General features: G+C 32.8%; 27 protein-coding genes, 1 tRNA gene and 1 pseudogene. 3 read left to right on the top strand and 26 right to left on the bottom strand.

Annotation, left to right across the window (positions count from 1 at the left end; all coding sequences use genetic code 11):
- Positions 1-88: 88 nt before the first annotated feature.
- From ftsZ to bshC, 10 genes are all read right to left on the bottom strand, one after another.
- The gene (gene ftsZ, locus MHB47_RS08495) at positions 89-1,261 is read right to left on the bottom strand and encodes a cell division protein FtsZ (protein WP_002507933.1); all 1,173 of its coding nucleotides are present in this window, start codon (positions 1,259-1,261) and stop codon (positions 89-91) included.
- A 29-nt stretch (positions 1,262-1,290) separates the two neighbouring features.
- Positions 1,291-2,697, bottom strand: coding sequence for a cell division protein FtsA (gene ftsA / locus MHB47_RS08500; protein WP_340756160.1), 1,407 nt, complete (start codon positions 2,695-2,697; stop codon positions 1,291-1,293).
- 105 nt (positions 2,698-2,802) lie between these two features.
- On the bottom strand, positions 2,803-3,690 hold the full coding sequence (locus MHB47_RS08505) for a cell division protein FtsQ/DivIB (RefSeq protein ID WP_340756162.1): 888 nt from the start codon (positions 3,688-3,690) through the stop codon (positions 2,803-2,805).
- 15 nt (positions 3,691-3,705) lie between these two features.
- Positions 3,706-5,055, bottom strand: coding sequence for a UDP-N-acetylmuramoyl-L-alanine--D-glutamate ligase (murD, locus tag MHB47_RS08510; protein ID WP_002507936.1), 1,350 nt, complete (start codon positions 5,053-5,055; stop codon positions 3,706-3,708).
- A 1-nt stretch (position 5,056) separates the two neighbouring features.
- Entirely contained in the window at positions 5,057-6,022 is a 966-nt protein-coding gene (mraY, locus tag MHB47_RS08515) for a phospho-N-acetylmuramoyl-pentapeptide-transferase (protein ID WP_021338691.1), read from the bottom strand.
- Positions 6,023-6,228: 206 nt separating this feature from the next.
- Positions 6,229-8,460: a penicillin-binding protein gene (locus MHB47_RS08520; RefSeq protein ID WP_340756164.1), complete on the bottom strand. Its 2,232-nt coding sequence runs from the start codon at positions 8,458-8,460 to the stop codon at positions 6,229-6,231.
- Complete coding sequence (gene ftsL / locus MHB47_RS08525; protein ID WP_021338689.1) at positions 8,441-8,851, bottom strand: cell division protein FtsL; 411 nt, start codon at positions 8,849-8,851, stop codon at positions 8,441-8,443. Before ftsL ends, MHB47_RS08520 begins: the two co-directional genes overlap by 20 nt.
- A 14-nt stretch (positions 8,852-8,865) precedes the next feature.
- On the bottom strand, positions 8,866-9,801 hold the full coding sequence (gene rsmH, locus MHB47_RS08530) for a 16S rRNA (cytosine(1402)-N(4))-methyltransferase RsmH (protein WP_340756167.1): 936 nt from the start codon (positions 9,799-9,801) through the stop codon (positions 8,866-8,868).
- Between the two features lie 15 nt (positions 9,802-9,816).
- On the bottom strand, positions 9,817-10,248 hold the full coding sequence (mraZ, locus tag MHB47_RS08535) for a division/cell wall cluster transcriptional repressor MraZ (protein ID WP_002507941.1): 432 nt from the start codon (positions 10,246-10,248) through the stop codon (positions 9,817-9,819).
- Between the two features lie 149 nt (positions 10,249-10,397).
- Positions 10,398-12,011, bottom strand: a complete 1,614-nt coding sequence (bshC, locus tag MHB47_RS08540) for a bacillithiol biosynthesis cysteine-adding enzyme BshC (protein WP_340756169.1) — start codon at positions 12,009-12,011, stop codon at positions 10,398-10,400.
- A gap of 281 nt (positions 12,012-12,292) precedes the next feature.
- Here bshC and MHB47_RS08545 point away from each other — a divergent pair, with 281 nt between their 5' ends.
- Complete coding sequence (locus MHB47_RS08545; RefSeq protein WP_021338686.1) at positions 12,293-12,733, top strand: N-acetyltransferase; 441 nt, start codon at positions 12,293-12,295, stop codon at positions 12,731-12,733.
- Positions 12,734-12,949: 216 nt separating this feature from the next.
- Here the strand turns inward: MHB47_RS08545 and MHB47_RS08550 are convergent, their stop codons facing one another.
- The 4 genes from MHB47_RS08550 to MHB47_RS08565 all read right to left on the bottom strand — a co-directional run bounded on the left by MHB47_RS08550 (position 12,950) and on the right by MHB47_RS08565 (position 14,276).
- Complete coding sequence (locus MHB47_RS08550; protein ID WP_002507944.1) at positions 12,950-13,636, bottom strand: YjjG family noncanonical pyrimidine nucleotidase; 687 nt, start codon at positions 13,634-13,636, stop codon at positions 12,950-12,952.
- A gap of 146 nt (positions 13,637-13,782) precedes the next feature.
- Positions 13,783-13,917: a beta-class phenol-soluble modulin gene (locus MHB47_RS08555; protein WP_340756171.1), complete on the bottom strand. Its 135-nt coding sequence runs from the start codon at positions 13,915-13,917 to the stop codon at positions 13,783-13,785.
- Positions 13,918-13,960: 43 nt separating this feature from the next.
- Positions 13,961-14,095 (bottom strand): beta-class phenol-soluble modulin, encoded by a 135-nt coding sequence (locus MHB47_RS08560; protein ID WP_340756172.1) that lies wholly within the window; start codon positions 14,093-14,095, stop codon positions 13,961-13,963.
- A gap of 46 nt (positions 14,096-14,141) precedes the next feature.
- Positions 14,142-14,276, bottom strand: coding sequence for a beta-class phenol-soluble modulin (locus MHB47_RS08565; protein WP_002507947.1), 135 nt, complete (start codon positions 14,274-14,276; stop codon positions 14,142-14,144).
- A 379-nt stretch (positions 14,277-14,655) separates the two neighbouring features.
- Between MHB47_RS08565 and MHB47_RS08570 the strand changes: the two genes are divergently transcribed.
- Positions 14,656-15,201: a GNAT family N-acetyltransferase gene (locus tag MHB47_RS08570; protein WP_340756174.1), complete on the top strand. Its 546-nt coding sequence runs from the start codon at positions 14,656-14,658 to the stop codon at positions 15,199-15,201.
- A 74-nt stretch (positions 15,202-15,275) separates the two neighbouring features.
- On the opposite strand, the gene MHB47_RS08575 is transcribed toward MHB47_RS08570, so the two are convergent.
- From MHB47_RS08575 to MHB47_RS08595, 5 genes are all read right to left on the bottom strand, one after another.
- Complete coding sequence (locus MHB47_RS08575; RefSeq protein WP_340756176.1) at positions 15,276-17,159, bottom strand: glycosyltransferase family 2 protein; 1,884 nt, start codon at positions 17,157-17,159, stop codon at positions 15,276-15,278.
- Between the two features lie 277 nt (positions 17,160-17,436).
- Complete coding sequence (locus tag MHB47_RS08580; RefSeq protein WP_340756177.1) at positions 17,437-18,207, bottom strand: glycerophosphodiester phosphodiesterase; 771 nt, start codon at positions 18,205-18,207, stop codon at positions 17,437-17,439.
- Between the two features lie 380 nt (positions 18,208-18,587).
- Positions 18,588-18,695 (bottom strand): putative holin-like toxin, encoded by a 108-nt coding sequence (locus MHB47_RS08585; RefSeq protein ID WP_081330575.1) that lies wholly within the window; start codon positions 18,693-18,695, stop codon positions 18,588-18,590.
- A 296-nt stretch (positions 18,696-18,991) separates the two neighbouring features.
- Entirely contained in the window at positions 18,992-19,099 is a 108-nt protein-coding gene (locus tag MHB47_RS08590; RefSeq protein ID WP_021338680.1) for a putative holin-like toxin, read from the bottom strand.
- 163 nt (positions 19,100-19,262) lie between these two features.
- A complete protein-coding gene (locus tag MHB47_RS08595) occupies positions 19,263-19,484 on the bottom strand; it encodes a phage holin (RefSeq protein WP_340756180.1) in 222 nt (73 codons plus the stop codon).
- Between the two features lie 506 nt (positions 19,485-19,990).
- On the opposite strand from MHB47_RS08595, the pseudogene MHB47_RS08600 reads away from it, so the two are divergent.
- Positions 19,991-20,242: pseudogene (locus tag MHB47_RS08600) on the top strand (tyrosine-type recombinase/integrase); the annotation flags it as partial.
- A 131-nt stretch (positions 20,243-20,373) separates the two neighbouring features.
- On the opposite strand, the gene MHB47_RS08605 reads toward MHB47_RS08600, so the two are convergent.
- The 7 genes from MHB47_RS08605 to MHB47_RS08635 all read right to left on the bottom strand — a co-directional run bounded on the left by MHB47_RS08605 (position 20,374) and on the right by MHB47_RS08635 (position 26,103).
- Positions 20,374-20,447: transfer RNA gene (locus MHB47_RS08605), tRNA-Arg, on the bottom strand.
- Positions 20,448-20,679: 232 nt separating this feature from the next.
- Entirely contained in the window at positions 20,680-21,189 is a 510-nt protein-coding gene (locus tag MHB47_RS08610; protein WP_340756182.1) for a metallophosphoesterase, read from the bottom strand.
- Entirely contained in the window at positions 21,190-21,771 is a 582-nt protein-coding gene (locus MHB47_RS08615; RefSeq protein WP_107510662.1) for an XTP/dITP diphosphatase, read from the bottom strand. It lies immediately after the preceding gene.
- A gap of 17 nt (positions 21,772-21,788) precedes the next feature.
- On the bottom strand, positions 21,789-22,583 hold the full coding sequence (gene racE, locus MHB47_RS08620; RefSeq protein ID WP_340756185.1) for a glutamate racemase: 795 nt from the start codon (positions 22,581-22,583) through the stop codon (positions 21,789-21,791).
- Positions 22,584-22,858: 275 nt separating this feature from the next.
- Positions 22,859-23,680 (bottom strand): succinate dehydrogenase iron-sulfur subunit, encoded by an 822-nt coding sequence (gene sdhB / locus MHB47_RS08625; protein ID WP_002507957.1) that lies wholly within the window; start codon positions 23,678-23,680, stop codon positions 22,859-22,861.
- A gap of 2 nt (positions 23,681-23,682) precedes the next feature.
- Entirely contained in the window at positions 23,683-25,446 is a 1,764-nt protein-coding gene (gene sdhA, locus MHB47_RS08630; protein ID WP_002507958.1) for a succinate dehydrogenase flavoprotein subunit, read from the bottom strand.
- A gap of 45 nt (positions 25,447-25,491) precedes the next feature.
- Positions 25,492-26,103, bottom strand: a complete 612-nt coding sequence (locus MHB47_RS08635) for a succinate dehydrogenase cytochrome b558 subunit (RefSeq protein WP_002507959.1) — start codon at positions 26,101-26,103, stop codon at positions 25,492-25,494.
- Between the last annotated feature and the right edge of the window lie 303 nt (positions 26,104-26,406).

Raw genomic sequence — 26,406 nt, forward strand, 5'->3', positions numbered from 1 at the left:
GATCTTTGGACCTGATGACATCATTGTATTTATTATTGACTACTTTAAGCTTTAAGCCTTATGTATACAAGGCGAGCTAGTTCGAAAATTAACGTCTAGTTCTTCTTGAACGTCTTTCTTCTCTATTTCTGATAAAGCTTGGAATGTCATCTTCATTTGTAGTATGACTTCTGCCTTCACTAGCACTTTCTGATGGTTGAGAAGTATTTGCTGTATTTGATGCAAATGAATCTTCTTTTGAACTGTTACTACTTGTTGCGCTTGTACCGAAACCAGTATTTGAAGCTTTACGTGCTTGTGATGAAGGTTTATCTTCAAATCCAGTAGCGATAACTGTAACTACAATTTCGTCTTGTAATTCTGGATTAATTACAGTACCGAAAATCATATTTACATCTTCGTCTGCTGCATCTTGTACGATGTCAGCTGATTCTTGTGCTTCGAAAAGTGATAATGACTCTCCACCAGTGATATTCATAAGTACACCCTGTGCACCAACGATTGAAGTTTCTAATAATGGTGACGAAATCGCCTTTTTAGCTGCTTCTACTGCGCGGTTTTCGCCAGAAGAAACACCAATTCCCATTAATGCTGAACCTTGGTTAGACATGATTGTTTTCACATCTGCAAAGTCAAGGTTTACTTCACCTGATACTGCGATTAAATCAGAAATACCTTGAACACCTTGACGTAATACGTTGTCGGCTTCTTTAAATGCTTCCATCATAGGTGTTGATTTATCAACGATATCTAATAATCTGTCATTAGGAATAACGATTAATGTATCTACAGCTGCTTTCATTGATTCTACACCAGCTGCTGCTTGTGTTTGACGCTTACGACCTTCAAAACCAAATGGACGTGTAACGACACCTACTGTTAATGCTCCCATTTCTTTAGCAATTTTTGCTACGACTGGAGCAGCACCAGTACCAGTACCGCCACCCATACCAGCAGTTACGAATACCATATCTGCGCCTTGGATAGCATCTTCAATCTGTTCACGAGACTCTTCTGCAGCTTTTTTACCAATGTCTGGGTTAGCTCCAGCGCCTAAACCACGTGTTAATTTTTCACCAATTTGGATTTTAGCTTCAGCTTTAGACAGGTTTAAAGCTTGTCCATCCGTATTGATTGAAATAAATTCAACATTATTCATACCATGGTCAATCATACGGTTTACAGCGTTGTTACCGCCGCCCCCTACACCGATGACTTTCAACGTCGCTAAATGATTAAATCCTTGTTCAAATTCTAACATTTATATTTCCTCCTAGTTTTAATGGCCAATCAATCGAATAGAGATTTCATAAGTTTTTTGAATTTACCTTCTTCTTTGTCTTGAGGTTTACGTTCTTCATCTTGGTTGACGTCTACTTTTTCGTCGTATTCCTCAGGTGCTTCTGGTTCTTCCATTTCAGAAGCTGACGTTTGTGGCTCTTCTTGTTTGTTTGATTTTTTCTTGAACCAGTCAAATCCGCTTGATTTTGTGCTATGTTCTCTTTCATCAGATTCGATGACTTCTTCTTCGAATTCTTCACTGTCATGATTACTAATTGTAACATAATCTAGCAATTCGTCGAAAGTAATGCTACTAGAAATTGTTGAAATTGCTGAAGAAAATTCAGGTTTTCTAATGCCCATTTGTGATGGTGTATGAATTCTTACTTTTTCACTTACCATATCTTGTAGTAATTCTTTAACACCTAATAGGTTTGCTGAACCACCAGTAACAACGAAACCGCCGTTAACTTTAGTAAGTCCTAGCTCTTGTAATATATCAAAAACATTAAAGAAGATATCTTCAACACGTGCTTCAATAATATCTGCTAAATCTTTTTGAGTAAATTGAGCTTCTTCTTCACTATCCACTTGGTCTACACTAAATACGTCATGATCAGAAGCAGATTCAAAGAAAGCGTGACCATATTGATGTTTAATCTTTTCTGCTGTTTCATAAGATGTGTTTAAGCCTTGCGAAATATCTTCTGTGATATCTCGACCAGCCATCTCAATTGCCTCAGCATCAACAAGCTCGCCACGTTCATAAAATGCAAGTTGTGTAATATCTTCACCGATATCGATGATACATGTACCTAGCTCTTTTTCAGTAGCTGATAGCACTGAACCATAGTTATACGCATCTGAATACACATCTAATACATCTACGCCACAAGATTCAACACATTTAATCATATTGATTAAAATTGATTTTTGAATTGCAATAACACCAGCTTCTACTTTCAAACCATGTCTAGCAATTAATTCTTTTGGATCTGAAACTTCATTTTCCCCATCAACAATAAATTTAATCGGGAATGCATTTATAATTTCAGTTTCTGGCACATCATTTTTTTCACGAATACCTTCAAGCACACTTTCAATATGTGTACCATTCAATTCTGTATCTTCATAAAATTCTATTTCATTTACTTCATCAAATACTTCAGTTCCGACTATTGGAAGTTTTAAAAACACTTCTTTAATATCTACACCTGAAGCAATAGAGGCTTTTTTGATTGTATCTTTTACCGCTTGTTTAGCGATATCGAAATCATCAATAAGACCATTTTTAATCCCACTTGTGAAGGTCTGTCCTGTACCTATCACATTTATACCATTGTGAAATTTTTCGCCCACTATCGTTTTAACGCTTGATGAACCAATATCTATACTTACATAATAATGCTCTTCCATAGATAGGCACCTCCTGACAATAACTTATTCAAGTTCACACTATTAACAGTTTACAATACGTTTTGATGCTTGTGAACTATAAACACATGTATTTGTCGAAATTTTTTAATTATTTTTATCTGATTCTTTATTTATTTTGTTTAATGCACTTTGTAACTCATCTTTTGCTGCATCTGTTTCTGTTGTTTGTTCGTCTACATTTTTGTCACTTGCTGATTTTGTTTCGTTACCACCACTATAAGGAATAAATGATGCACCTACTGATAAATCAATATATCCTGACTTTTTCAATTCGCCTGATTCATCACGTTCTAGCGATTGAGACATTTGCGGATAATATTTCATTTTATTAGCAATCGTATTGAGATTACCAAGAATTTGAATATCATCAGATGTGAATAATTTGATTTGATTTTGTAAATTTTCTTGAGGATCATATTTAATTTCTGCAATCATACCTCTTACATTTGCTGGCATTTTTGCAAGTTCATTAATAATTTTTTCTTTCTCCTCTTTTTCAAATCCTACTAAAATGGGTCCATCATCCGTTGCATTACCATCATAGTTTTTCAATTCTGTACCATTTTCTAGAATAGGCACGTAATTATCTTTCTTTTTCGTCATTCCAACAATTTGATTTTCAGAGATCTCAACCGTTAATTTGTTAGGCATTTGTTTCGTGATTTTCGCGCTTTTTATCAATTTGTTTTCTTTTAATTTATCCATCGCTTTTGAAGTGCTATATGTGTACATTCTAGAGTTGTCTTTAACATCAATCGCTTTATTGATTGCACTTTTGGAAACATTATCATTGCCTTTTATTTCCACACTACTTATCTTACTTAAAGGCGTGAACATATATATAAGAATCAAAATGATAATAAATAACAATACACCAAATACTGAATATTGAATTTGCTTTTGTCGTTTTCGACGTTTTGCTCGTTTTTCTTTTAAGTATTCAGAGTCAAATTCACTTACTTTATTAGCCATTCATTTTCACACCCTTTAAAAAGAAGGTAAGTGCGCTTGGAAACTTTTTATAAATTTATTTCCACGCTCTTCAAAAGTATTGTATTGATCCCAACTTGCACAGGCTGGAGATAAAAGTACAACGTCATTTGGCTCTATAGCGTCTTGTATTTTATCGACTGCGTCTTGTACATCAGTCGCTGTTATTACGTATTTGCCCTGACTTTCACCTAGTTTCACAAATTTACTTTGTGTTTCTCCAAATGCGACCATCACCTTGACGTTTTTCATATAAGGAATAAGTTCATCAAAATCGTTACCTCGATCTAAGCCACCACATAACCAAATAATTGATTGATCAAATGAATTTAGTGCAAATTGTGTTGCAAGTGTATTGGTTGCTTTTGAATCATTGTAATATTTATTCGTTTTATTTGAACCTACATATTGTAATCTATGTTCAATACCAGAAAATGTAGTAAGACTATCGATGATTGCTCTTACTGATATACCAGCTAAAAGTGCAGCTAACGTCGCTGCAAGTATATTTTCTAAATTATGTTCACCTGGTAATACTAAATCATCTTTATGAATAATTCTAAATCCTTGAAACACAATAAAACCATCTTTTACATAAATACCATCAACTTCTTGTTGTGTAGAAAAATAATAGGTTTTGGCACTTAATGATTCCGATTCAATTAAATGACGTTGGTGATAATTACAAATTAAATAATCATCCTCTGTTTGATTTTTATAAATTTCTTTTTTAGCATTTTGATAGTTCTCTAAAGATTCATGGTAATCAAGATGTGCGGAATATATATTTGTAATAATAGCAATATGCGGCTTGTATCGATCTATACCTAGTAGTTGGAATGAAGATAGTTCCGTAACTAAATAATCATTTGCTGTAACCTCTTGAGCTACTTTAGAAGCAACATATCCAATATTCCCTGATACTTTACCTGTTACTCTGCTTTTTTGAAACATATCTCCAATTAATGACGTTACTGTAGTTTTACCATTGGTACCTGTGACACCAATAATAGGTGCTTCTGATATCAAATAACTCAATTCAACTTCTGTTAAGATTTTCAAGCCTTTTTCTACTGCTGCTTCAAGTAAAGGTACAGTGTAGGGTATTCCAGGATTTTTAACTATAATAGGATTACTATCAAGTAAAGACAATGGATGTTCTCCACCAATGACTTTAACCCCTCTATTTTCTAAATCTTTGGCATGTGAATCTTGGCTTAAATCTTTGCCATCATTAACTATGACATTCGCGCCCAACTTACTTAACAACTTCGCTGCTTCATAACCACTTTTCGCTAATCCAATTACTAATACATTTTTATTTTCTAATCCTGTATATTTCAGCAATTTAATTCACTCCAATCCATAGGCCAATTAGTCCTGAAATCAAGCCTACTGTCCAAAATACCGTAACAACTTTCTTCTCATTCCATCCAACTAATTCGAAATGATGATGTAATGGTGACATTTTGAAAATGCGTTTTCCTGTTAATTTGAAAGATGTAACCTGAATAATTACTGATAAAGTTTCTGCAACAAACACGAAACCAATAAAAATGAGTGATAATTCTTGGTTTAACATAATTGAAATTGTGGCAAATATACCACCTAACGCCAAGCTACCTGTATCTCCCATAAATACTTTAGCTGGGTTTAAATTGAATGGTAAGAACCCAACTAAAGCAAAAATCATAATAATACAGAACAGGCCGATAGAGGTAGCACCTTGGAAATAAGCCATAATTGCATACATAACAAATCCAATTATAGACAAACCAGTTGCTAGTCCATCTAAACCATCTGTTAAATTCACTGCGTTTGAGAAACCTACTTGCCAAAACACAATGAATATAACATATGCAATAGATAGTGGTATTTCTGTATTCGTAAATGGAATATGTATTCCTGTAGAAAAATCAGTTAAATTAAACGCTTGGCTCAAAATGAAGAAGATGACTGCTATCGCAATCTGTGCTAAGAATTTTTGTTTACTTGTTAACCCTTCATTGTTCTTTTTCACAACAATGATGTAATCATCTATGAAACCGATTAAACCAAACCCTATTGTTACAAATAATAGTAAAATAATTGGGTTAGGATTTTCCATAAAAATAATTGCGAGTATCGAAGTTACAATGATACTAATCAGGAAAGTAAGTCCACCCATTGTAGGTGTGCCTGTTTTTTTCATATGACTTTGCGGGCCCTCTTCCCTAATACTTTGCCCAAATTTCATTCTTTTTAATGTTGGTATCAATACTGGGACTAATATAAAAGTGACTAAAAGTGCAATAATTGCGAGTAAATAAACCATATTATGCTCCTTTATATATTTAATTGGATTATTTCTAAGTGCTAAGTGGCTACAGTATGTATAGAGGTAAGTAGCTTTATCAGTTATTTAATTAACGTCATACGCTACTAAATACTGACAAGCTACTATTTGTGAACACCTCATAATCATGAAACAAATATTCTAACATGATTTAAAATTGAATTCAGAAGTTGTGCTATTTAAATTTATTCTTTATCTTCTTCATTGTCTTTAGATTTTGATTCGTCATCAGCTGTTTCTCCATTAATTTCTTCAGAAGACAACGTTACTTCTATCTTATCTTTTTTACTTATCTTTTGACCTTCTGTTATCGATTGCTCAGAAACAAATCCACTACCTTTAGTAGTTACTTTTGTATTCGTAAGCTTTTCAAATGCAACGACTTCTTCTTTAGTCCAACCGGACATGTTTGGCATCGTAATATCGCCATCAGTCAATAATAACACTCTACTATTAGGCAATACTTCTTTATCTGCAGTAACAGATTGTTTTGTGATTTTCTCACCGTCACCTATAACGATAGGTTCTAGAGACTTACTATTCACTTTGTCTTGTGCTTTTTGTGTTTCTTGACCTTCAACGTCAGGCACTTTGCTGTATTTCACATCTGATTTGTCTTTCGAATTTTTATCACCGACGTTCAGATATTTCAACGTGTTCTCCATAATTGGTTTAAAGGCCTTACTTACACCACTTTCATAAGCTTCTTGGTCATTTTTCTGAGCTAAACTCATACCAGCATACACGACAACTTCTGGGTCATCTTTTGGTGCATCACCGATAAAACTTACGAAATATGGGTTTTCACCCTCTACGTATCCACCATTATCTGGATCCGCTACTTGTGCTGTACCGGTTTTACCTTCTATTTCATAACCATCAATTCTATAGTTTTTAGCATTACTCTTTTCGCTGTTAACAACCTTATCCATTTCAGTACGTACTTTTTTAGCGGTATCTTTTTTGATTGGTTTACCAGCGATTTCTTTTTCACCTTTGTAGAAAGTATCATTACTTACAGGATTAGATACACTATCTATAAACCATGGTTTCAACATATTACCTTCATTATAGAACGCTGATTGCGCTTGTAACATTTGTACTGGTGTTACAGTCGTTGATTGACCAAATGCAGATGTTTTTTGCTGTGCTTCATTATCCCATGCGATATCACCAGTAGCTTCACCATCAAACATGCCGTTCGTTGATTCACCGAATCCAAATTTTTCATACCATTCTTTCATCTTATCTGAACCAACTAAATCTTGTAAATGCATCATTAAGGTGTTTGAAGAATATGTGAACCCAAGTGACATTGGTATTTCTCCCCAACCTACTTTGTTCCAGTCGGAAATTTTTGAACCCATGACTTCTTTAGGTTCTGCTGTATATTTTTTATCTGGCTTAAATTCTCCTTCTTCAATTGCTGCTGCTAAACCAAAGTTTTTAAATGTGGAACCTGGTTCATACGTATTTTGATACAAATCATTCGCCCACTTTTTACCAAAATCTTCACCAGTTTCTGGATTGAACGTAGGTCGTTGACTGTAAGCGAGAATTTCGCCTGTATCTGCATCCATGACTACAGCAAATAAATCTTTCGGTTTATAATGCTCAACCATTCCATCTAGTGCTTCTTCAACAAAGACTTGAATATTGGAATCTATCGTTAAATGGACATCATCACCGCGTTGTGGTGTTTTCTCTTTTTTAGTATTCGGCGCAATATAGCCCCAAATATCATGAATATAAGATAATGCACCTTTTTGTCCTGATAAATAACTATCGAATATCTTTTCAACACCCATAGCACCATTTAATTCACCCGTATCAGCATCTTTTTGTGCTATTCCAATAAGATGTGATGCAAAGTTACCATTAGGATAGAAACGTTCAGTTTCTGGATAAAGTGTGACTCCAGGTAAATTCATTTTCTCTATCTTTTCTTTTTCTTGATAGGTTAAATCAGAACCTTTTTGTCCAAATTCAACTTGAAATGCTTTCTTGTTATCCAATCTTTTCTCAATATCTTCTTCAGACATGTCTATCACTGTCGCTAATTTTTTTGCAGTTTCTTTTTTGTCTGTAACATGTTTCGGTTTCTCGCTACCTTCACTCGCTTTTTTATCAACAATAGCAACGACTTTATATCTTTCTACGTCTTCTGCTAGTACTTTTCCATTACGGTCATATATTTTCCCACGTTCAGGCTGCTCTTGGCTTTGGACTAAATATTTTTCGTTTGCCTTCATTATTAAATCTTCACCGGAAGAGTGACCTGTCAACATAATATATGAGTATCTTAAAACCAACGTAAAAAAGAGCAGTCCAAATCCGAGAACGAGTAGGACTGCCCCTATTTTACTTTGTTTAATTAAAAAGTTCGGTTTTTTAAATCTAATTTTTCGCTTCGCCATTATTACGCACTACCTTTACATTGTCGTTCTTAAGGCTCATTCCTTCGTCTTTTGCCTTATCGTAAATGCGTTCATATGAAGAGTTCTTTTTAATTTCAGATTCTATTGCGCTGTTTTCACTTGATTGTTGTTCGATTTTAGTATCTAAATCTGCAATTTTTCCTCGAGTATCATACGCATCCATTTTTAAAGATAGCATATAAATACTTATTAAAGCAATTACTGTTATAAGTCCTATGTATAACATTTTCTCAAACTTTGTAAGTTGAACTACTACTTTGCGTTTTACGGTTTTGGTTTTAGGTTGCGTTTTAGGTTGTTTCCTCGGCTGTGATTCGGGAATCTGTTGTTCTGATCCATTATAAGGTTGATAAATCTTCTCTACTGCCACTCATCATTCACTCCTTATTTCAATATTTCTGCAACACGTAACTTCGCACTACGCGCACGGTTATTATTATCTAGATCTTCTTCAGCAGCGGTAATGGGTTTACGGTTAACGCGTTTCAATTTAGGCGTGTACGCTTCAGGTATGACTGGCAATCCCCGTGGAACATCTGGACCTTTTTCGTATTCTTGAAACATTTGTTTGCATAATCTATCTTCCAATGAATGGAAAGTTATGACTGAAATTCTACCATCAATTTTCACTGCACCTATCGCTTGTTCTAGCGAATCTTCGAATGAAGATAATTCATCATTCACTGCGATTCTAATTGCTTGGAAAATCCTTTTTGCAGGATGACCACCTTTTCGTCTAGCTTTTGCAGGTATACCTTCTTTTATTACATCAACGAGTTCTAACGTTGTTTCGATTGGCTTTTGTTCTCTGTTCTGTTCTATACGTCGGGCAATTTGTTTTGAAAATTTTTCTTCGCCATATCTATGAAAGATTCTGACTAATTTTTCAAATTGCCAATCATTTACAACTTCATAAGCTGATAACGATTGTGTTTGATCCATCCGCATGTCTAATTTGGCATCGTTATGATAACTAAACCCACGTTCAGGTACATCCAATTGTGGACTGGACACACCTAAGTCATAGTAGATGCCATCTACTTTTTCAATATTCAAATCATTTAAAATTTCAGTTAATTCTCTAAAGTTGCTATGGACAAAGGTCACTTTATGTAAGTGTTCTTTCAAAACTTCTTTAGCATTTTCAATCGCTGTTCTATCTTGGTCGATTGCTATAAGCCTACCTTCGTCACCCAATTGATTTAATAAATAGAGGGCATGCCCTGCGCCACCTAATGTACAGTCGACATAGACACCATCTTCTTTAATATTTAAATAATCAATGGTTTCTTTAAGCATAACGCTGACATGATGAAACAAATTTAACTCCTCCTATTAAAAATCAAAATCAATCAGGTCTTCAGCAATATCTTCGAAACTATCTTCAGATTCTTCATAGAAACTGTTCCAAGTTCCTCTATCCCAAATTTCAATACGATTTGAGACACCTATTACTGTACATTCTTTACTTAAGTTGGCGTATTGTCGCAAATTTTGCGGAATGTTAATACGCCCTTGTTTATCTAATTCTACTTCTACGGCTCCAGAGAAGAACATACGCATAAATTTACGGGCGTCCTTTTTAGTCATTGGTAATGTCTTCATCTTCTCTTCGATAATTTGCCATTCTTCCAAAGTATAGCCAAACAAACATTTATCAAGGCCTCGAGTGATTATAAAACGCTCATTTAAGTCATAGCGAAATTTGGAAGGAACTATCATACGTCCCTTTGTATCCAACTGATGCTCGTATTCTCCCATGAACATTTATAATCACCTCACCTTCTCATATATATAATTTACCACATCTCACCACTATCCTCCACTAATTATACAATTTTCACCACAATTTCTTATTCAACGTAAAAAAACACCCGATTCATCATTATGATGAATCGGGTGCACCCTTACTGCCTCTAAGGTTTTATTATAATATGATCAAAAGTGTAAGAAAGTGGTGGATAAGTGGAGGGATTGAACACATTCATCCCAAAATCATTCATAATTTGTAAAGGGTTCCATATTCGTTCTTGCAATCCTTCCATTGGATGAAGTGTGCCAATTAATTCTTTGAAATGTTTCATACTAATTTCATTTTCTCGTTCTATATTTAATAAATATCTATTTATCAAATAATCGTATTGCTTTTGATGAATTGAATTGTTTTTTTCTAATAACAATGTATTATCGTTGTTGCCTTTTACTTCTGATTTTAACGATTGATATAGTGTTTCTTGTTGTGCTTTCATTGATTCGATTTGATCAATAAATGCTTGAGATGCTTGTGCTCTAACAAATTTTTGTTTTACATCTTCAATTCCATTTTCGATAATTTGGTTTTTATCCAGTTGATATTGTGCTAATAATTTTTCAATTCTGTGATTAATATAAGTAATTCGCAAGCGTGGTAGGACGATTGGCATTGAAACATCCAACGTTCTAAACACATCACTCAATTCAGTCCAATACTTTATTTCACTTGGTCCGCCAATAAAAGCAACAGTATTAAATAACCATTCTTCCATTACAGGCCTTGTTACCACATTATTTGAAAATCTTTCTGGTTCAGAATCTACTATACTTAAAACCTCTTTGAGCGTCATTGTCTTATCTGATTTATTCAAATAGAATTGTCCCTCTTTGAATGTTAGTAATTGTCTCATATTGTCTTCGTGTAAAAACAAGTGCACATTTGTATCTGTTTGAATCATTTGCTCTAAACCACTAGTTGTTGTTTGTGCTTGTGTTTTCCTAAAGGCTGCATCAACATCAAGATGATTTTCCACAATCTTTCTAATCAATGGTTGCTCTAACTGACGTAGTTCAGGATCATTAGCATCTATCATTAATAAACCATATGTTTTAAACACTTCATGTAGCAATGCTTTAAACATATCGGACCAACTATCATGTGCATCAATAATATTACGGCACATTTCAATTAAAGGTCGTGAATATTCAGTTTCATTCAGTTGTTGGAAAAATTGATTCAAAGTTTCTTTGAGTTGAGCTTTATCAGGATTATAATGTGAGACGCTTGCTTCAGGTGGCTCCATTGTATGATATTTGATTTTATGTAACTTAGCATCTTGATTATTGTATGCATAAGTATGATTTACTTCGTCAAAATCATGGTCTTCCCCTGCAATCCAAAACACAGGTACAATATGTTTATTATAATCTTTAGATAGTTTTTGGCTTAGCGTAATAATAGAAAATATTTTATGGAATGTATACAAAGGTCCACCAAATAAACCTGCTTGTTGTCCACCAACAATTACTTTTGCGCCATTACTTAATAATTTAATATTACTTTCTTGTTCTTCAGTCAAAGATAAATCACTCATATAGTTTTCAATCACTTTTGCTAATGCAACTTCTCTTCCATTATTTTCACTAAGAAGTCTGTGTTTATAGTTCTTCTCATCCATTGCATCTAAATGATAGAACTGAGCTAGTGTTGAATCACTTTGTTTAATTTTTGAAATAAATTGATCTTTTTCGTTAAGTTTCGTAGTCATACAATCCATTCGTAATTCTCCTTATGTTACTCTATTCCTAATCAGTATAAAGTTTATGTACTATATTGACAATTTAACGGCTTAAAATAACCTGTATTTTTTACTTCTTTAATTCAATGTATATACTATAATAAACGATTTTTGAAAAATTTAAAAAAAGTGTGTTTATGTATTTGAAATAAGTATCGTATACAGACCACTTTAATAGTATGTTTCGTGTCGTCATTTTTGTGAAATATCATTAGAAATAAGGTATAATAAAATATAATAGTACAAAGGGGGAAGACGCTATGAGTAACGTGAAACGTCTCGATATAAATTATAAAACAGACGAATTATTCGAAGATTTTAGAAACTTCGGCAACAAAGACTTGTATATGGTTGATGAATTACGTGGAGAAATGATAGATGCGAGTTCAGATTCACCTTTTTATGGTATTCAAATTGGTGATAGATTAGGTGCAAGAATGGCATTGTATCGTAAAGGGGATGTTGAAGAAGTCTACTTCCCTGATTTCGACGATTACAACGTTTTGTGGAAATTAGAAGTATTAAACGACTTTCAAAATCGCGGTTACGGTAAAGAGTTATTAGATTTCGCGAAAAAACAAGGACTTCCTATTAAAGTAATCGCTCGTAATCAATCTAAAGCATTCTTTATTAAACAAGGATTCAAAGACGTAAATGCAGTAAACAAGGATGGACATGATGTTCTAGTTTGGACACCATAAACAAGAGTACGAAAGATAAACATATGTCTTAGTTATTTATTTTCATCAGCAGTCCGACACTCAATATATTTGTTTTCAACTTTAAAAAACTACGCGTATACATTAATGTATACGCGTAGTTTTTATACGACCATTCCAACTCTTGAAATCCTCTTTAGTCAGCCGAGTATGGGCAGAAATCTGAAATACAATTTGATTTCGTATTCTTTCTCTCTTTTATTCCATATAAATTAATAGTTCATTGAGTGATGTTATTGTAAAATCTGGTTTGATATCAGTTTCATTTATTTTATTTCTAGGATTAAACCAACACGTGTCAATTTGGGCATTTTTGCCGCCTAATATATCTGACGTCATAGAATCTCCGACAATTATGGCATTATCTCGTTTGTCTTCACCGATTTCCTTAAATACATAATCAAAAAATTCAGGCATCGGTTTTTGGTAACCTGTTTGTTCTGAAACAAAAACACCTTTAAATAATTGACCAAACTGCGCCTTCTCAATACGGCGCTCTTGCGTTTCTAACACACCATTCGTCACAATATATAAATCATGATTTTGTTTTAAATACTTTAATGTTTCAACTGTGTCAGGAAAGAATTTTATTGGTGCTTTCGCTAATTCATCTCTAAATATGTGATCCGCTTCTTTACCATCCACAGTCATTTCATGTAAATCAAAATATACTTCAAATCGTTTGCTTAAAACTTCTTCTTTCGTTAATTTATTAATTTGAAAAGCTTCCCAATGCGCTTGATTCACTTTCATAAATGTTTTTAAATCGTCATGATTAGCGATTAATTTATATCTTTCTGTCATTTTGAAAAATGCATGTGATTCTGCATCATGAAAATCTACAATTGTATCATCAAAATCTATGAGCAGGCTTTTAGAATTCATTTTTATTTCTCCTCTTTTTATACATATTCATTATTATAATTAGATGCACTTATTGTTTATGTTCACACAATAACAGTATACACATTTTGAACACACAAAAAAATGGCCAAGGTTGTTACCCTGACCACTGCTTTCTATTTTAATAATTAGAATCCAAACAATTGTCCTAATAATCCAGCGCCGCTTGATACTATATCTACAATGCTTGTCCCTAATTCCACACCATTACCTGATTGTGCTGCTTGTATAGTATTTGCAATAGCTTCTGTTAATTTAGTCATAAAAAATCTCTCCTCTGTTTATAAGTTTTATAATTTATTTTTACTAGAATCCGAATAATTGTCCTAATAGACCTACACTGCTTGATACGATATCTACAATTCTTGTCCCTAATTTAGCTCCGTCTCCTGCAATACCAGCTTGTACCGTTTCTTTTATTGCGTTAAATAAATCTGACATATCGATTATCTCCTTTAAAGTATTATTTTTTTGAAATCTACTTAGATTAAAATCCTAATGCTTGAGAAATTAATGCTGCTCCATTAGAAATGATGTCTAAAACGCCACTTCCAATTTTGATGCCATCTCCTGCAATACCAGCTTGTACTGTATTTTTAATTGCTTCAAATAAACCTTCCATTATAAACACTCCTTATAAAATAAGATTTCTCTGACTGAAAATCATGTTGAAAACGATACTTAATAAAAATATTTAGTTTGTGTATCGCTTGTTATATATAATATAAGATAATCCTTAGTTATATTGTTTAATATTCCTTACTTAATCATAAAATTGCTTTATCTGTTATTTAATTGCCAGTTTAAAACAGTTATGAATCCTCAATTGTATTTTGTACAATTAAATTACACTTTATAACATTAATGTATTATTAATTCCATGTTAGAAAACCATTAATTTTATCAGAAACTTTAAAAATTAATGTATAAGTAGAATTACTTTGTAGTATGCTTATATAAATAAATTCAACAGACTATCTTAATAGATTGGGAGGAATATTATGAAAGCAGTGCTTAAAATTAATAAACATATACATCTTAGGGATGCTCAAACAAGTGATATTGAAGATTATCTCTCAGTCCCATTTAATGAAGAACTTTTGAGAATGTATGGCTCTGATATGAATGTAGAAACAGAAAAGCAAAAATCTGGTGCTAAATTACTAATTTCGAGGATTATTAATAACCCATATGAATGGGTAATTGACTATGACGCTTTATTTATAGGACAAGCTCGTTTATCTTTAGATAAAATAAATAATAAAGCAAAATTTGCAATAGGCATATTTAACCCGAATTTTTGGAATAAAGGAATTGGCACTCAAGTAACGCATCAAATTTTAGAATATGCCTTTAATCACTTAGAAGTGAATAAAGTTTACTTAAGAGTCCTATCATATAATTATAGAGCTATAAAGTCTTATAAAAATGCAGGTTTTATAATTGAGGGTAGCGATCGTGAAGGTTCTTATATAAATGGAAATTATGAAACAGACTTATATATGAGTATCTTACGCAACGAATTTCAAAGTAATTTTCATCGATAAAGTTAAAAATTAAAAAGGAGACTCCAAAATTGGAATCTCCTTGCAATATCTATAAAGTCACAGTTCTTTTTTAATTAAACCTCTTTAACAAAATTTCTATTTGCGGTAATAAATGTGCCATGCATTGTTTTAAGTCGTGGCGTACCCTTTGAAGAAGCTACTACTTTCTGAATAGTTACTTTTTCATTTACCTTAAGCTCTTTCAAAGCTTCACCGCTAAAGTCCCTATTTTGATATTCCTTACATTCTTTTGTAATAATCACTGTTTCAGGTTTCTCATAAATATATCGATTAGAGTTACTAGTAGCAACACGATAAATAAACTTTTGATTAGCTGTTAGTACTAATCCATCAACTGTGATGAGTCTTGGCGTATTCTTTTTAGTATAGCCAATGTTTTTAATTTCTATTATCTCACCTATTTCAACATTAGCATCTGCGCGCTCTTCAAACTCCACATCTTTATATAAATTGACCTTTTTCGCTATGCCAATCGTTATTGGATTATAAGTGAAATATTTATTAGGCGCTTCTGTCTTTCTAGATTTTTTTTCATTCACAATAAATTCAGACTTGAAATTTTGTCTATTAAGTTTGAGCGTCTGCGTTGCATTAGGTAAATTCATGTTAATCGTATACTTCTTATATTTATCGTGAATTAAATTAATATTAAAGTCAAAGTCGCACTTACTTAAATCCTCAGTTTTTACGTATAATCGATGCTCATCTTCAGAGAATTCAACTTCGATTGCATTGAGCTCATAATTAATTTTAGTAAGTAACACTTGATCAATTGTAGTCTCTGGGGCTTTATAAACTCTTATAACTTCTCTTAATTCATTACCAATAAGATGCGAGCCTTCATAAACAGCAAATAACTCTTCTTTCATTGGTAAATAATCTTTTATAGTTTCCGGCATTAAAAAGTGAATTTGATTATCTTTCACATATCTATCTGCCTTTCCACCTTTTAATAGCATGCCGATAAAGTCAAAAAGTTTATCATATTCTTTATTTATAAGCATTTGATAAATGTTTTTATATTTATCCCCAATGATATAATCTTCAACATTTTTATCATGCTCATTTAAAGTGTCTATCATTTGTTGAAATAGATTATAGAATACGGCTTTATTTTCACTTTTTAGAAATCTGCTATTATTAAATAATCTAGAAATGAAATCTACCTCTACAAGTCGACTCAATGATTGAAATTTTGCAGACTTAGGTATATCCAATTTCAACACTTCTTGTAGTACCAATAAATTAAAATGTGTTTTTTCTATAATATTTGTTTCACCTACAAGTGATTGATTATACGAATATCTATTCACATGATAAACAGGCGTTGAATTCATAGAAGCTGTTTTACATTTAGAAATAGCATTGATAAAGAACAATTTATCTTCACCAAATTTCATATGCTTGAACTCTATTTTATTCTCAACAATGATATCTCTTTTAATAATTTTCCCTGGTGGCCCAACTGCTCTAAATATCTTATTAATTTCATATGGCACTAAATCATTTGCAACTTTATACGAAGTGAATCTTCCTAATTTGCTAATCGCTTTATCCGTATGTTTAATACTATGTCCAAACGCAACATCGGCATTGTTCTCTTCAGCTTGGTTTAACAACATCGGCAAACCAATTGAATCTAACCAATCATCGGCATCAAGAAAAGTTATGTATTTCCCATTCGCATTTTTAATACCCACGTTTCTAGGTTCAGCAGGACTACCCGTGTTTTCTTCTAATTTAATGAGTTTTAAAAAACTGTATTTATTTTTATATCCTTCAATTATTTTTAATGAGTTATCGCTAGAACAATCGTCTATAAATATCGCTTCAATTTTATTTTCATCAATATTTAATGCCCCAATTGATTCTATACATTCATTAAGAAATAATTCCTTGTTATACACTGGTACAATGATAGACAGCAATTTTTCCAATTCCTAATTCCCCTTTTAGATTATTTAGTATTCATTATATAATATAAATAATCCCTACTTATTTTTATAATTCATTAATTTTTTAAATATGCATAAAAATCGTTTGTTATGTATTCATTAATATTTTAAAAACTACTACCTCAAAATAACATAAAATGGTAATACACAACACTTTAAATGGATTATTTTAAAATACTAATCATTCAAGTATTAAATTTAGTGAAAATTATAATTGGAATATATCTTTCTCTCATATTAAAGCGTCTATTATTATTTATTACTTTACAATATCATCTCCATAATTTGTAAAAAATCCTTTCACTCCTATTTGTTTCAAAAATCTATAGTCATTCTCATTGTTCACAGTAAATGCGTGTACTTGCATAGCATTATTTTCAATACTTCCTATTAGTTCACGATCTATTTTTTTATGCGAAATTCCAACTGCATAACTATAACTGCTTATACTTTCTAACATATTATCGTCTAATTTGTTTAATTCATTATCATAAATTAATTTAACCAATGGTATGTTTTCATCCTCATTTTTAATTGTTTTTAAAGCTCTATCATCGAAGGATTGTATAACTATGTATTTAGAATTAAATAACCTTTTATTCTTTAATTTTTCTACCGTAATATGTGCCATATTAGGATTATCTTTAGCATTTTTTAACTCAATATAGTATTTAACATTGTTACCATATTGATCTAAAACCTCATCAAAAGTTGGAATCTCCAAACTTCGCTCTTTCTTATCTTTTAACTTCATTTTTTTTAGTTTTTCAATTGTATAGTCTTCCACCTTACCTTTGCCATTTGTAGTCCTATCTATTGATTCATCATGCATAACCACTAAATTATCGTCCTTAGTTATTTGTAAGTCCAATTCCAAATAGTCAATATTCATTTCATGAATTGCTTTATCATACGCTGGGAAACTATGTTCAGGTTCATAACCACTAGCACCTCTATGGGCAATTATTAACGGTTTTTTTTCAGTTCCTTCATACCATTTAACTTTTGGTATGAATATTATTATAGACACTATAATAATCAGAATGATTCCAGGTAAAACATATGTGTAAAATGATTCTCTCTTTATTTACATCGCCCCATTTCATTTTAAAAAAAACTATGTAAAATATTTTTTTCTTAACTTTTTAATTATATTGTATTATCCGTATATTTAATATACCATATACACAAATGTTTTAGATTTATTTAGTTATATAATAAATAGCCAATACAATGAGACGACTTATAAAAATTAGATAATATATTTATATTGTGATAATTTATAGATAGAAAAAGGGCAACACACCATATGTGTATCGCCCAACTGAGCCTGTTAAAAAGACGGTGACCATTCTTTAATTAGCTGATTTTAAAACCAACCATCTCGGAACTGGCCAAAGTTAGAGACGGTTATTTTTTATGGTTTAATTTAACAATTGTAATAACTAAACCTAACAAGGTAACGATGAACGTACCGAAACCTAACATTAAGTGAAGCGCTTCTACAATTGAAACCACACAAGGCGTCTCCTTTCTAAAGTTGTTGACGGTACTTTCATAAGCACCACTTCACTTTATACTGAGATTAGCCACCATCTATCCAACTTGCTCGCTCTTATTTCACTATATTTTTTCTACATACTATTACTTTTGTCGACCTATAGAATTTGATTATATTTTTATATTGTGATAATTTATAGATAGAAAAAGGGCAACACACCATAAGTGTCGCCCAAGTGAGCCCGTTAAAAGACGGTGGCCTCTGTATCTAGTTATAGTATAACCTTCTACTGCCAGCCAAAGCGAATAGAAGGTTATTTTTTATGGTTTAATTTGACAATTGTAATAACTAAACCTAACAAGGTAACGATGAACGTACCGAAACCTAACATTAAGTGAAGCACTTCTACAATTGAAACCACACAAGGCATCTCCTTTCTAAAGATTTTAACGGCACTTTCATAAGCACCACCTCACTTTATACTGAGATTAGCCACCATCTATCCAACTTGCTCGCTCTTATTTTACTATAATTTTTAATCTCATGACCATTACTTTTAATGACCTTTTTTCACTACGTTATAATCAAAATATTTCAAGCTGATAAGTATAAGATTCAAAAAAAGAACACTTAGCTGCATCTGTAAATGGGTTATCTTCCCACATCGTGATTAATGCGACTGCGATAGTCATTAGTGTTGACTCATCCACTGGAATAGGACTCACTCCTTTATTTGACAACCACTGGTTCACTAACACCAAAATTAAACTTAATACTCTTACGATTACTGTTACTTTTACATTCATACTTTTTCCTCCTTAAAATAAAAAGCCGACATGAATATGCCGACTTAATCAATTGATAATATTTATGTGTTGTGTTAATTTATAGATAGAAAAAGGGCAACACACCATAAGTGTATCGCCCTAGTGAGCCCGTTAAAAAGACGGTGGCTTTGATAGTTATTTAGTAACCATCTACAACTCGCCAAAGCTAGAGATGGTTATTTTTTATGGTCATTTTTACTAACTAATACTAGGCCAATGTTACTCCTTTCTAGGAGTCAAACCATATTTCATAGGCATCACCCCATTTATAATGAGATTAGCCACCATCTATCCAACTTGCTCGCTCTTATTTTACTATAATTTTTAATCTCCTGACCATTACTTTTAATGACCTTTTTTCACTACGTTATAATCAAAATATTTCAAGCTGATAAGTATAAGATTCAAAAAAAGAACCCCGTCGCAACCGGGTTCTTTTTTGAATAATATGTAATTGATTCTCTTAGTGTCCTTTTGTGACTACACTTACTATTAACGCTGTTAACAAGCAATTAAAACAGTCCTGTAACTTACATGGTATTAAACAGATCACTTCACATGCATTAAGACATACGCATTGCTCTTATCTCCTCGCAAACGATATATCCATCTATTATATTTCCAAAAGACTTGGTCATAAAAACATCACTGTTACTACTGAAATATATTCCCATTTATTAGAAGAAAAATATCTTGAAGAAAATAAAAAAGCGATTGAAATTTTATCAGCAATGTAAAATGTATTTTCGGTGCCATGCCGGTGCTATAAAAAATTGTTTTCTATTGTATCGTATAGTAAACAAAATAAAAAGAACCCCATCGTTACGGGGTTCTTAGTTTTAAAAGGTATGTAGTTTTACTGCTTTAGTGTCCTGGGAGGGATTCGAACCCCCGACCGATGGCTTAGAAGGCCATTGCTCTATCCAACTGAGCTACCAGGACATAATCTTTTTGAACACAAGAATAATTATATCTAACTTAGCCTAATAAAGCAATACTCCGAGCATTAAAAATAAATATGATTTTTCACTATAATAAACCTTTTATCTTATTTTCATACTATTTTTGAAATTTAATTTAAAACAACCGCTGAAACTGCCATATTAATTATTTATCCATTTTAATAATATATAGAAGCGCATATCCATAATGACTCGAATATGCACTAATCATATTATATACTAAATGTTTCACTATCAATTATATCGTGATTTCGATTACGAAAATTTAATTTTGCGCTTTGGTCTTCTTCATTGATCAATAATTCTGCATAAGTTTCTTCAACTCGGCTTCGTGATTGTGAAACACTACCAGGATTAATAACATGAACGCCACCAATATTTTCATATTTTGCCACGTGTGTATGACCATAAAAAGCAAATTCACAACCTAACGCTGTAGCTTTTTCAGCTAATTTCATTCTTGTACGATTAACACTATATAAATGACCATGCGTGGAGAAAGCATGAATGCCATTATTTTCTATTTTTTCTTCATTTGGAAATTCTGGAGAAAAATCTGTATTTCCTTTTACTCTATGAAAATGACTGAGTTCACTATCATCATAAGCAAATTCAGAATCACCTAAATGCAATGCAACATCTGCATCTTCATGATGATTGATAACATCAAAAAGCACGCCTTGTTCAGTGTGATTATCACTGACTATAATCCATTTTGTCATTTAAGCATCACCTTCTAAATAATGTTGTAATTTCTCTATTGCTCTACCCCTATGACTTATTTCGCTTTTTTCTTCAACAGTGAGTTGAGCCATTGTTTTATTTTTGTCATCTATATAAAATATCGGATCGTAACCAAACCCATTTTCACCGATTTTATTTAATGTAATTTCTCCTTGGACTGTGCCTTTAAATTGAACTGTTTCTTCATTAGGCGCACTCATGCTAATTACACATACGAACTGCGCACTACGATTTGTTGACCCACCTAATTTGGAAAGGACTTTTTCAATATTAGCATCATCATCTTTAGCCGTGCCAGCATATCGAGCTGAGTAAACACCTGGCTCTCCATTTAAAGCAAATACTTCGAGTCCACTATCGTCTGCAATCACACGTTTGTTTAATGCTTTTGCCGCTGCTTCTGATTTTAATTTTGCATTGGCTTCAAAAGTATTACCAGTTTCTTCCACATCAAAATCTTCAATAATTTCAGAAATGCTAATGACATTAAAATCTGGAAAAATAACTTTAAAATCATTTATCTTACCTTTATTATTTGATGCAATTACAATATCCTCCACTATTATGTTCCCTCTTTCTATACTTCTATTTTTTCTACTTTCGTTTTCATATTTAACCATTCTTCTATTATACGTTCGATATGCTCTGTTTCACCCGTAGCAAAAAATCTATGTTCTGGGTGAGCTGTATAAGCAGCATGTTCATTACTAAACGTTAATAATGCGCTTACTTCACGTGCTGTCTCTAAACCAGAAGAAATCACCACTTTTTCGCCACCAAAATAATCGTTTATTGGCTGATAAAGTAAAGGATAATGCGTACAACCTAATATAACAGTATCTGCATTACTATTTCTCCAATGTTTCAATGTTTGATGCACGATAATACTAGTTATTGTAGGATCTTTATAACGCATTTCTTCAACTAAAGGAACAAAGCCAGGACATGCGATACCAGAAACTTCTACATTAGGATTAATGTTTTTAATGTGATATCTATAAGCCTCAGATTTAATTGTACCTTCTGTACCCAAGATTAAAACATCATTATTTTTCGTTGTCATAATTGCTGTTCTCGCACCAGGCTCAATGACACCAATGACTGGTATAGCTAATAATTTTTGTAAATATTTTAAAGCAACTGCCGTCGCAGTATTACAAGCAATAACAAGCATTTTTATATCAAATTCCATCAGCTTTTCAGCTAATTCTGTTGTGAATTTCCTAACTTCTGCGCCTTCTCTCGGGCCATAAGGGCAACGTTTAATATCACCCAAATAATAAATTGTTTCGTGAGGTAGTTGGCGCATGATTTCTTTTGCTACTGTTAACCCACCGACACCCGAGTCTATTACACCAATTGGTTTCTCCATATTCAATTACATCCTTATTCATTTGCTTGTCCTTTATTGTAGCACAGCCTTGTTTTCAAAATCATTTATCAAGACTGAAATACAATATTATTTTTTGCTATACATATATAATTATACCAATTAGCAAATTATGACACCTAGTAAAACAATATAAAGGAGCGATAAAAGACTCTAGCCATATCTCATGTTCCTTTAAAATCTTAAGATTTTCAAAATAAAAAGACTTAACATCTGTTTTAAATAGATGTTAAGTCTTTTGTTTATATTATACGCTATTAATTGACTTGGTGATCTGAACCAAAGAATGATTTAAACATGTGGAATGATGTTTCTCTATTTAATGCTGCAATCGATGTTGTTAAAGGAATACCTTTAGGACATGCATTGACACAGTTTTGAGAGTTACCACATGCTTGTAGTCCACCGCCACCCATTAAGGCTTCAAGACGTTCATCTTTTGTCATTGAGCCTGTTGGGTGTAAATTAAATAATCTAACTTGTGAGATTGCTTGTGCACCAACGAAATCATTACTACTTGTAACGTTAGGACAAACTTCTAAACATACACCACATGTCATACATTTTGATAATTCATAAGCTGTTTGACGTTTTTTCTCAGGCATACGAGGTCCAGGACCTAAATCGTAAGTACCATCAATTGGAACCCAAGCTTTCATACGTTTCAAGTTATCGAACATTCTAGTACGGTCAACTTGTAAGTCACGAATCACTGGGAAAGTACTCATTGGTTCTAATTTAATTGGTTGTTCTAATTGATCAACAATTGCAGAACATGATTGTCTTGCTTGTCCGTTAATCACCATTGAACAAGCACCACATACTTCTTCTAAACAGTTCATATCCCAGATTACAGGTGTTGTTTTTTCACCTTTACTGTTAATTGGGTTACGTCTGATTTCCATTAAACATGCTATAACGTTTAAGTTTTCTCTATAAGGAATTTCAAACTCTTCCTCATAAGGTTTTGATTCTTCTGTATCTTGACGTTTAATAATTAATTTGATTGATTTTTGGCTTGGTTGTTGGTTTTGTTCTTCTTGCGCTGCCGTTTCATTTACTTCTTTTGTATCTGCCATAATTATTTACCTCCTTTAGACGTCGTAGAGTAGTCTCGTTTACGAGGTGGAATTAAGCTTATATCAACATCTTCGTAAGTGAATTTAGGCGCTTCTGTTTTTCCTTGATATGTTGCTAAAGTAGTTTTTAACCATTCTTCATCATTTCTATCAGGGAATTCTGGTTTGTAATGTGCACCACGAGATTCATTTCGGTTGTATGCACCGATTGTAATTACACGGGCAAGTACAAGCATGTTCCATAATTGACGAGTGAAGAATACTGCTTGGTTACTCCAAGTTTGAGTATCTTCAATATCAATATTGTTATAACGCTCCATTAATTCTAAAATCTTTTTATCAGTTTCTAATAAAGTTTTATTTTCACGAACAACGGTTACGTTAGCTGTCATAACTTCTCCGAGCTCTCTATGCAATTTGTACGCATTTTCTGAACCTTGCATATTGAGTAATTTATCAAATTTCTCTTGTTCTTCTTTTACACGTTTTTCAAAGATACTATCATCTAAGTCAGCGTAAGAAGTTTCAATGTTAGAAATATATTCAATAGCATTTGGACCTGCAACTGTACCACCATAAATTGCTGACAATAGTGAGTTGGCACCTAAACGGTTACCACCATGTTGTGAATAATCACATTCTCCAGCTGCGAACAAGCCTTTGATATTTGTCATTTGATCGTAATCTACATATAGCCCGCCCATTGAGTAATGCACTGCAGGGAAGATTTTCATTGGTACTTTACGAGGATCATCACCTGTGAATTTCTCATAAATCTCAATGATACCACCTAATTTTACATCTAATTCATGTGGATCTTTATGTGATAAATCAAGGTAAACCATGTTTTCACCGTTGATACCTAATTTTTGGTTTACGCAGACGTCAAAGATTTCACGGGTAGCAACGTCACGTGGTACAAGGTTACCGTAGTCTGGGTATTTCTCTTCTAAGAAGTACCAAGGTTTACCATCTTTATAAGTCCAAATACGTCCACCTTCACCACGCGCAGATTCACTCATTAATCTAAGTTTATCATCACCAGGAATTGCTGTTGGATGGATTTGAATAAATTCACCATTTGCATACATTGCACCTTGTTGATAAACAATTGATGCTGCTGAACCTGTGTTAATCATTGAGTTCGTTGTCTTACCAAAGATAATACCTGGACCGCCTGTAGCCATGATAACTGCATCAGAACCAAATGATTCAATACCAGATGTCGTCACGTTTTGAGCAACGATACCTCTTGCCATGTTGTCATCATCTTTAACTATACCTAAGAATTCCCAGCCTTCGTATTTAGTAACTAAACCATCTACTTCAAAACTACGAACTTGTTCGTCTAAAGCGTATAGTAGCTGTTGACCAGTTGTTGCACCAGCGTATGCTGTTCTGTGATGCATTGTTCCACCAAAACGTCTGAAGTCTAATAAACCTTCATTCGTTCTATTGAACATTACACCCATACGGTCTAGTAAATGAATGATCTTAGGTGCTGCATCTGTCATTGCTTGAACTGGTGGTTGGTTTGCTAAGAAATCTCCACCATATATTGTATCGTCTAAGTGAACTGCAGGCGAGTCGCCTTCACCTTTTGTATTTACTGCTCCGTTGATTCCACCTTGTGCGCACACAGAGTGTGAACGTTTAACAGGAACAAGTGAGAACAAGTCGACATGTGCTCCTTGTTCTGCTGCTTTAATTGTTGACATTAGACCGGCAAGTCCTCCACCGACAACAATAACTTTCTTCTCTGCCATAAATTGTCACTCCCCTAAATATAAATCTAAAACTTATTTTTTATCTTATAAAAACGCAAGAATAGCACTTATACCAATGTATGAAACTACGATAAATACCACTAATGAAACCCATGTGAAAATTTGTTGCGATTTTTGTGATTGTAATACACCCCATGTTACTAAGAATGACCATAAACCATTCGCAAAGTGGAATGTAACAGCTAATAAACAGACAATATAGAAAACCAACCAAAATGGGTTAGTTACAATGTCATGCACCATGTCGAAGTTAACTTCATGGCCTAACGCACGTTGAATACGTGTTTGCCATACATGAATAGCAACAAACACAAAAGTGATAACACCTGTTATACGTTGTAGTAGGAACATCCAGTTTCTAAAAGCTGAGTAATGCCCTACGTTCTCTTTTGCCGTAAAGGCAATATGTACACCATAAACTGCGTGATACAGAATCGGAATGTAAATCAATACAAATTCCAATACAATTAAGAAAGGTAAGGATTCAATGAATCCAGCCGCTTGGTTAAATGCTTCTGCACCTTTCGTCGCTTGGTGGTTTACGAGTAAATGGAATATTAAAAATCCACCTATAGGTATGACACCAAGTAAAGAATGTAAACGTCTTAAATAGAATTGATTTTTCGAGTATGCCAAAAGGAAGTTCCCCCCTGTGAAACAGTTGATTTTTTTTGAAATTCTTTCTTAGAAATATATAAAGCGATTACATAATTTCTTTCAAAAACAAACGTACAACACTAAATTATAATATTATATGTTTGTTGCAATATAATATTATGCCGTATGATTCTAAACATTTAAGCGAATCCTTAATTGAATATTACTCAATGTTTAAAAGGTTTGATTTCAAATGATAATTTTTCTCAATTAGAAAACGCTTCCACATACTTTTAAAAAAAGAATTCCTCTTATTTGCTATTGTAACACTAATTAAAAACA

The sequence above is a fragment of the Staphylococcus sp. FSL K6-3157 genome (assembly GCF_038005145.1).
Taxonomy (GTDB): domain Bacteria; phylum Bacillota; class Bacilli; order Staphylococcales; family Staphylococcaceae; genus Staphylococcus; species Staphylococcus equorum.

What these genes read in the sequence shown, in the direction of transcription:
- ftsZ (WP_002507933.1), bottom strand. Translation starts at nt 1,261, where the DNA reads ATGTTAGAATTTGAACAAGGATTTAATCATTTAGCGACGTTGAAAGTC.
- ftsA (WP_340756160.1), bottom strand. Translation starts at nt 2,697, where the DNA reads ATGGAAGAGCATTATTATGTAAGTATAGATATTGGTTCATCAAGCGTT.
- MHB47_RS08505 (WP_340756162.1), bottom strand. Translation starts at nt 3,690, where the DNA reads ATGGCTAATAAAGTAAGTGAATTTGACTCTGAATACTTAAAAGAAAAA.
- mraY (WP_021338691.1), bottom strand. Translation starts at nt 6,022, where the DNA reads ATGGTTTATTTACTCGCAATTATTGCACTTTTAGTCACTTTTATATTA.
- MHB47_RS08520 (WP_340756164.1), bottom strand. Translation starts at nt 8,460, where the DNA reads ATGGCGAAGCGAAAAATTAGATTTAAAAAACCGAACTTTTTAATTAAA.
- mraZ (WP_002507941.1), bottom strand. Translation starts at nt 10,248, where the DNA reads ATGTTCATGGGAGAATACGAGCATCAGTTGGATACAAAGGGACGTATG.
- bshC (WP_340756169.1), bottom strand. Translation starts at nt 12,011, where the DNA reads ATGGATTGTATGACTACGAAACTTAACGAAAAAGATCAATTTATTTCA.
- MHB47_RS08545 (WP_021338686.1), top strand. Translation starts at nt 12,293, where the DNA reads ATGAGTAACGTGAAACGTCTCGATATAAATTATAAAACAGACGAATTA.
- MHB47_RS08550 (WP_002507944.1), bottom strand. Translation starts at nt 13,636, where the DNA reads ATGAATTCTAAAAGCCTGCTCATAGATTTTGATGATACAATTGTAGAT.
- MHB47_RS08555 (WP_340756171.1), bottom strand. Translation starts at nt 13,917, where the DNA reads ATGACTAAATTAACAGAAGCTATTGCAAATACTATACAAGCAGCACAA.
- MHB47_RS08560 (WP_340756172.1), bottom strand. Translation starts at nt 14,095, where the DNA reads ATGTCAGATTTATTTAACGCAATAAAAGAAACGGTACAAGCTGGTATT.
- MHB47_RS08565 (WP_002507947.1), bottom strand. Translation starts at nt 14,276, where the DNA reads ATGGAAGGTTTATTTGAAGCAATTAAAAATACAGTACAAGCTGGTATT.
- MHB47_RS08570 (WP_340756174.1), top strand. Translation starts at nt 14,656, where the DNA reads ATGAAAGCAGTGCTTAAAATTAATAAACATATACATCTTAGGGATGCT.
- MHB47_RS08595 (WP_340756180.1), bottom strand. Translation starts at nt 19,484, where the DNA reads ATGAATGTAAAAGTAACAGTAATCGTAAGAGTATTAAGTTTAATTTTG.
- MHB47_RS08610 (WP_340756182.1), bottom strand. Translation starts at nt 21,189, where the DNA reads ATGACAAAATGGATTATAGTCAGTGATAATCACACTGAACAAGGCGTG.
- racE (WP_340756185.1), bottom strand. Translation starts at nt 22,583, where the DNA reads ATGGAGAAACCAATTGGTGTAATAGACTCGGGTGTCGGTGGGTTAACA.
- sdhB (WP_002507957.1), bottom strand. Translation starts at nt 23,680, where the DNA reads ATGGCAGATACAAAAGAAGTAAATGAAACGGCAGCGCAAGAAGAACAA.
- sdhA (WP_002507958.1), bottom strand. Translation starts at nt 25,446, where the DNA reads ATGGCAGAGAAGAAAGTTATTGTTGTCGGTGGAGGACTTGCCGGTCTA.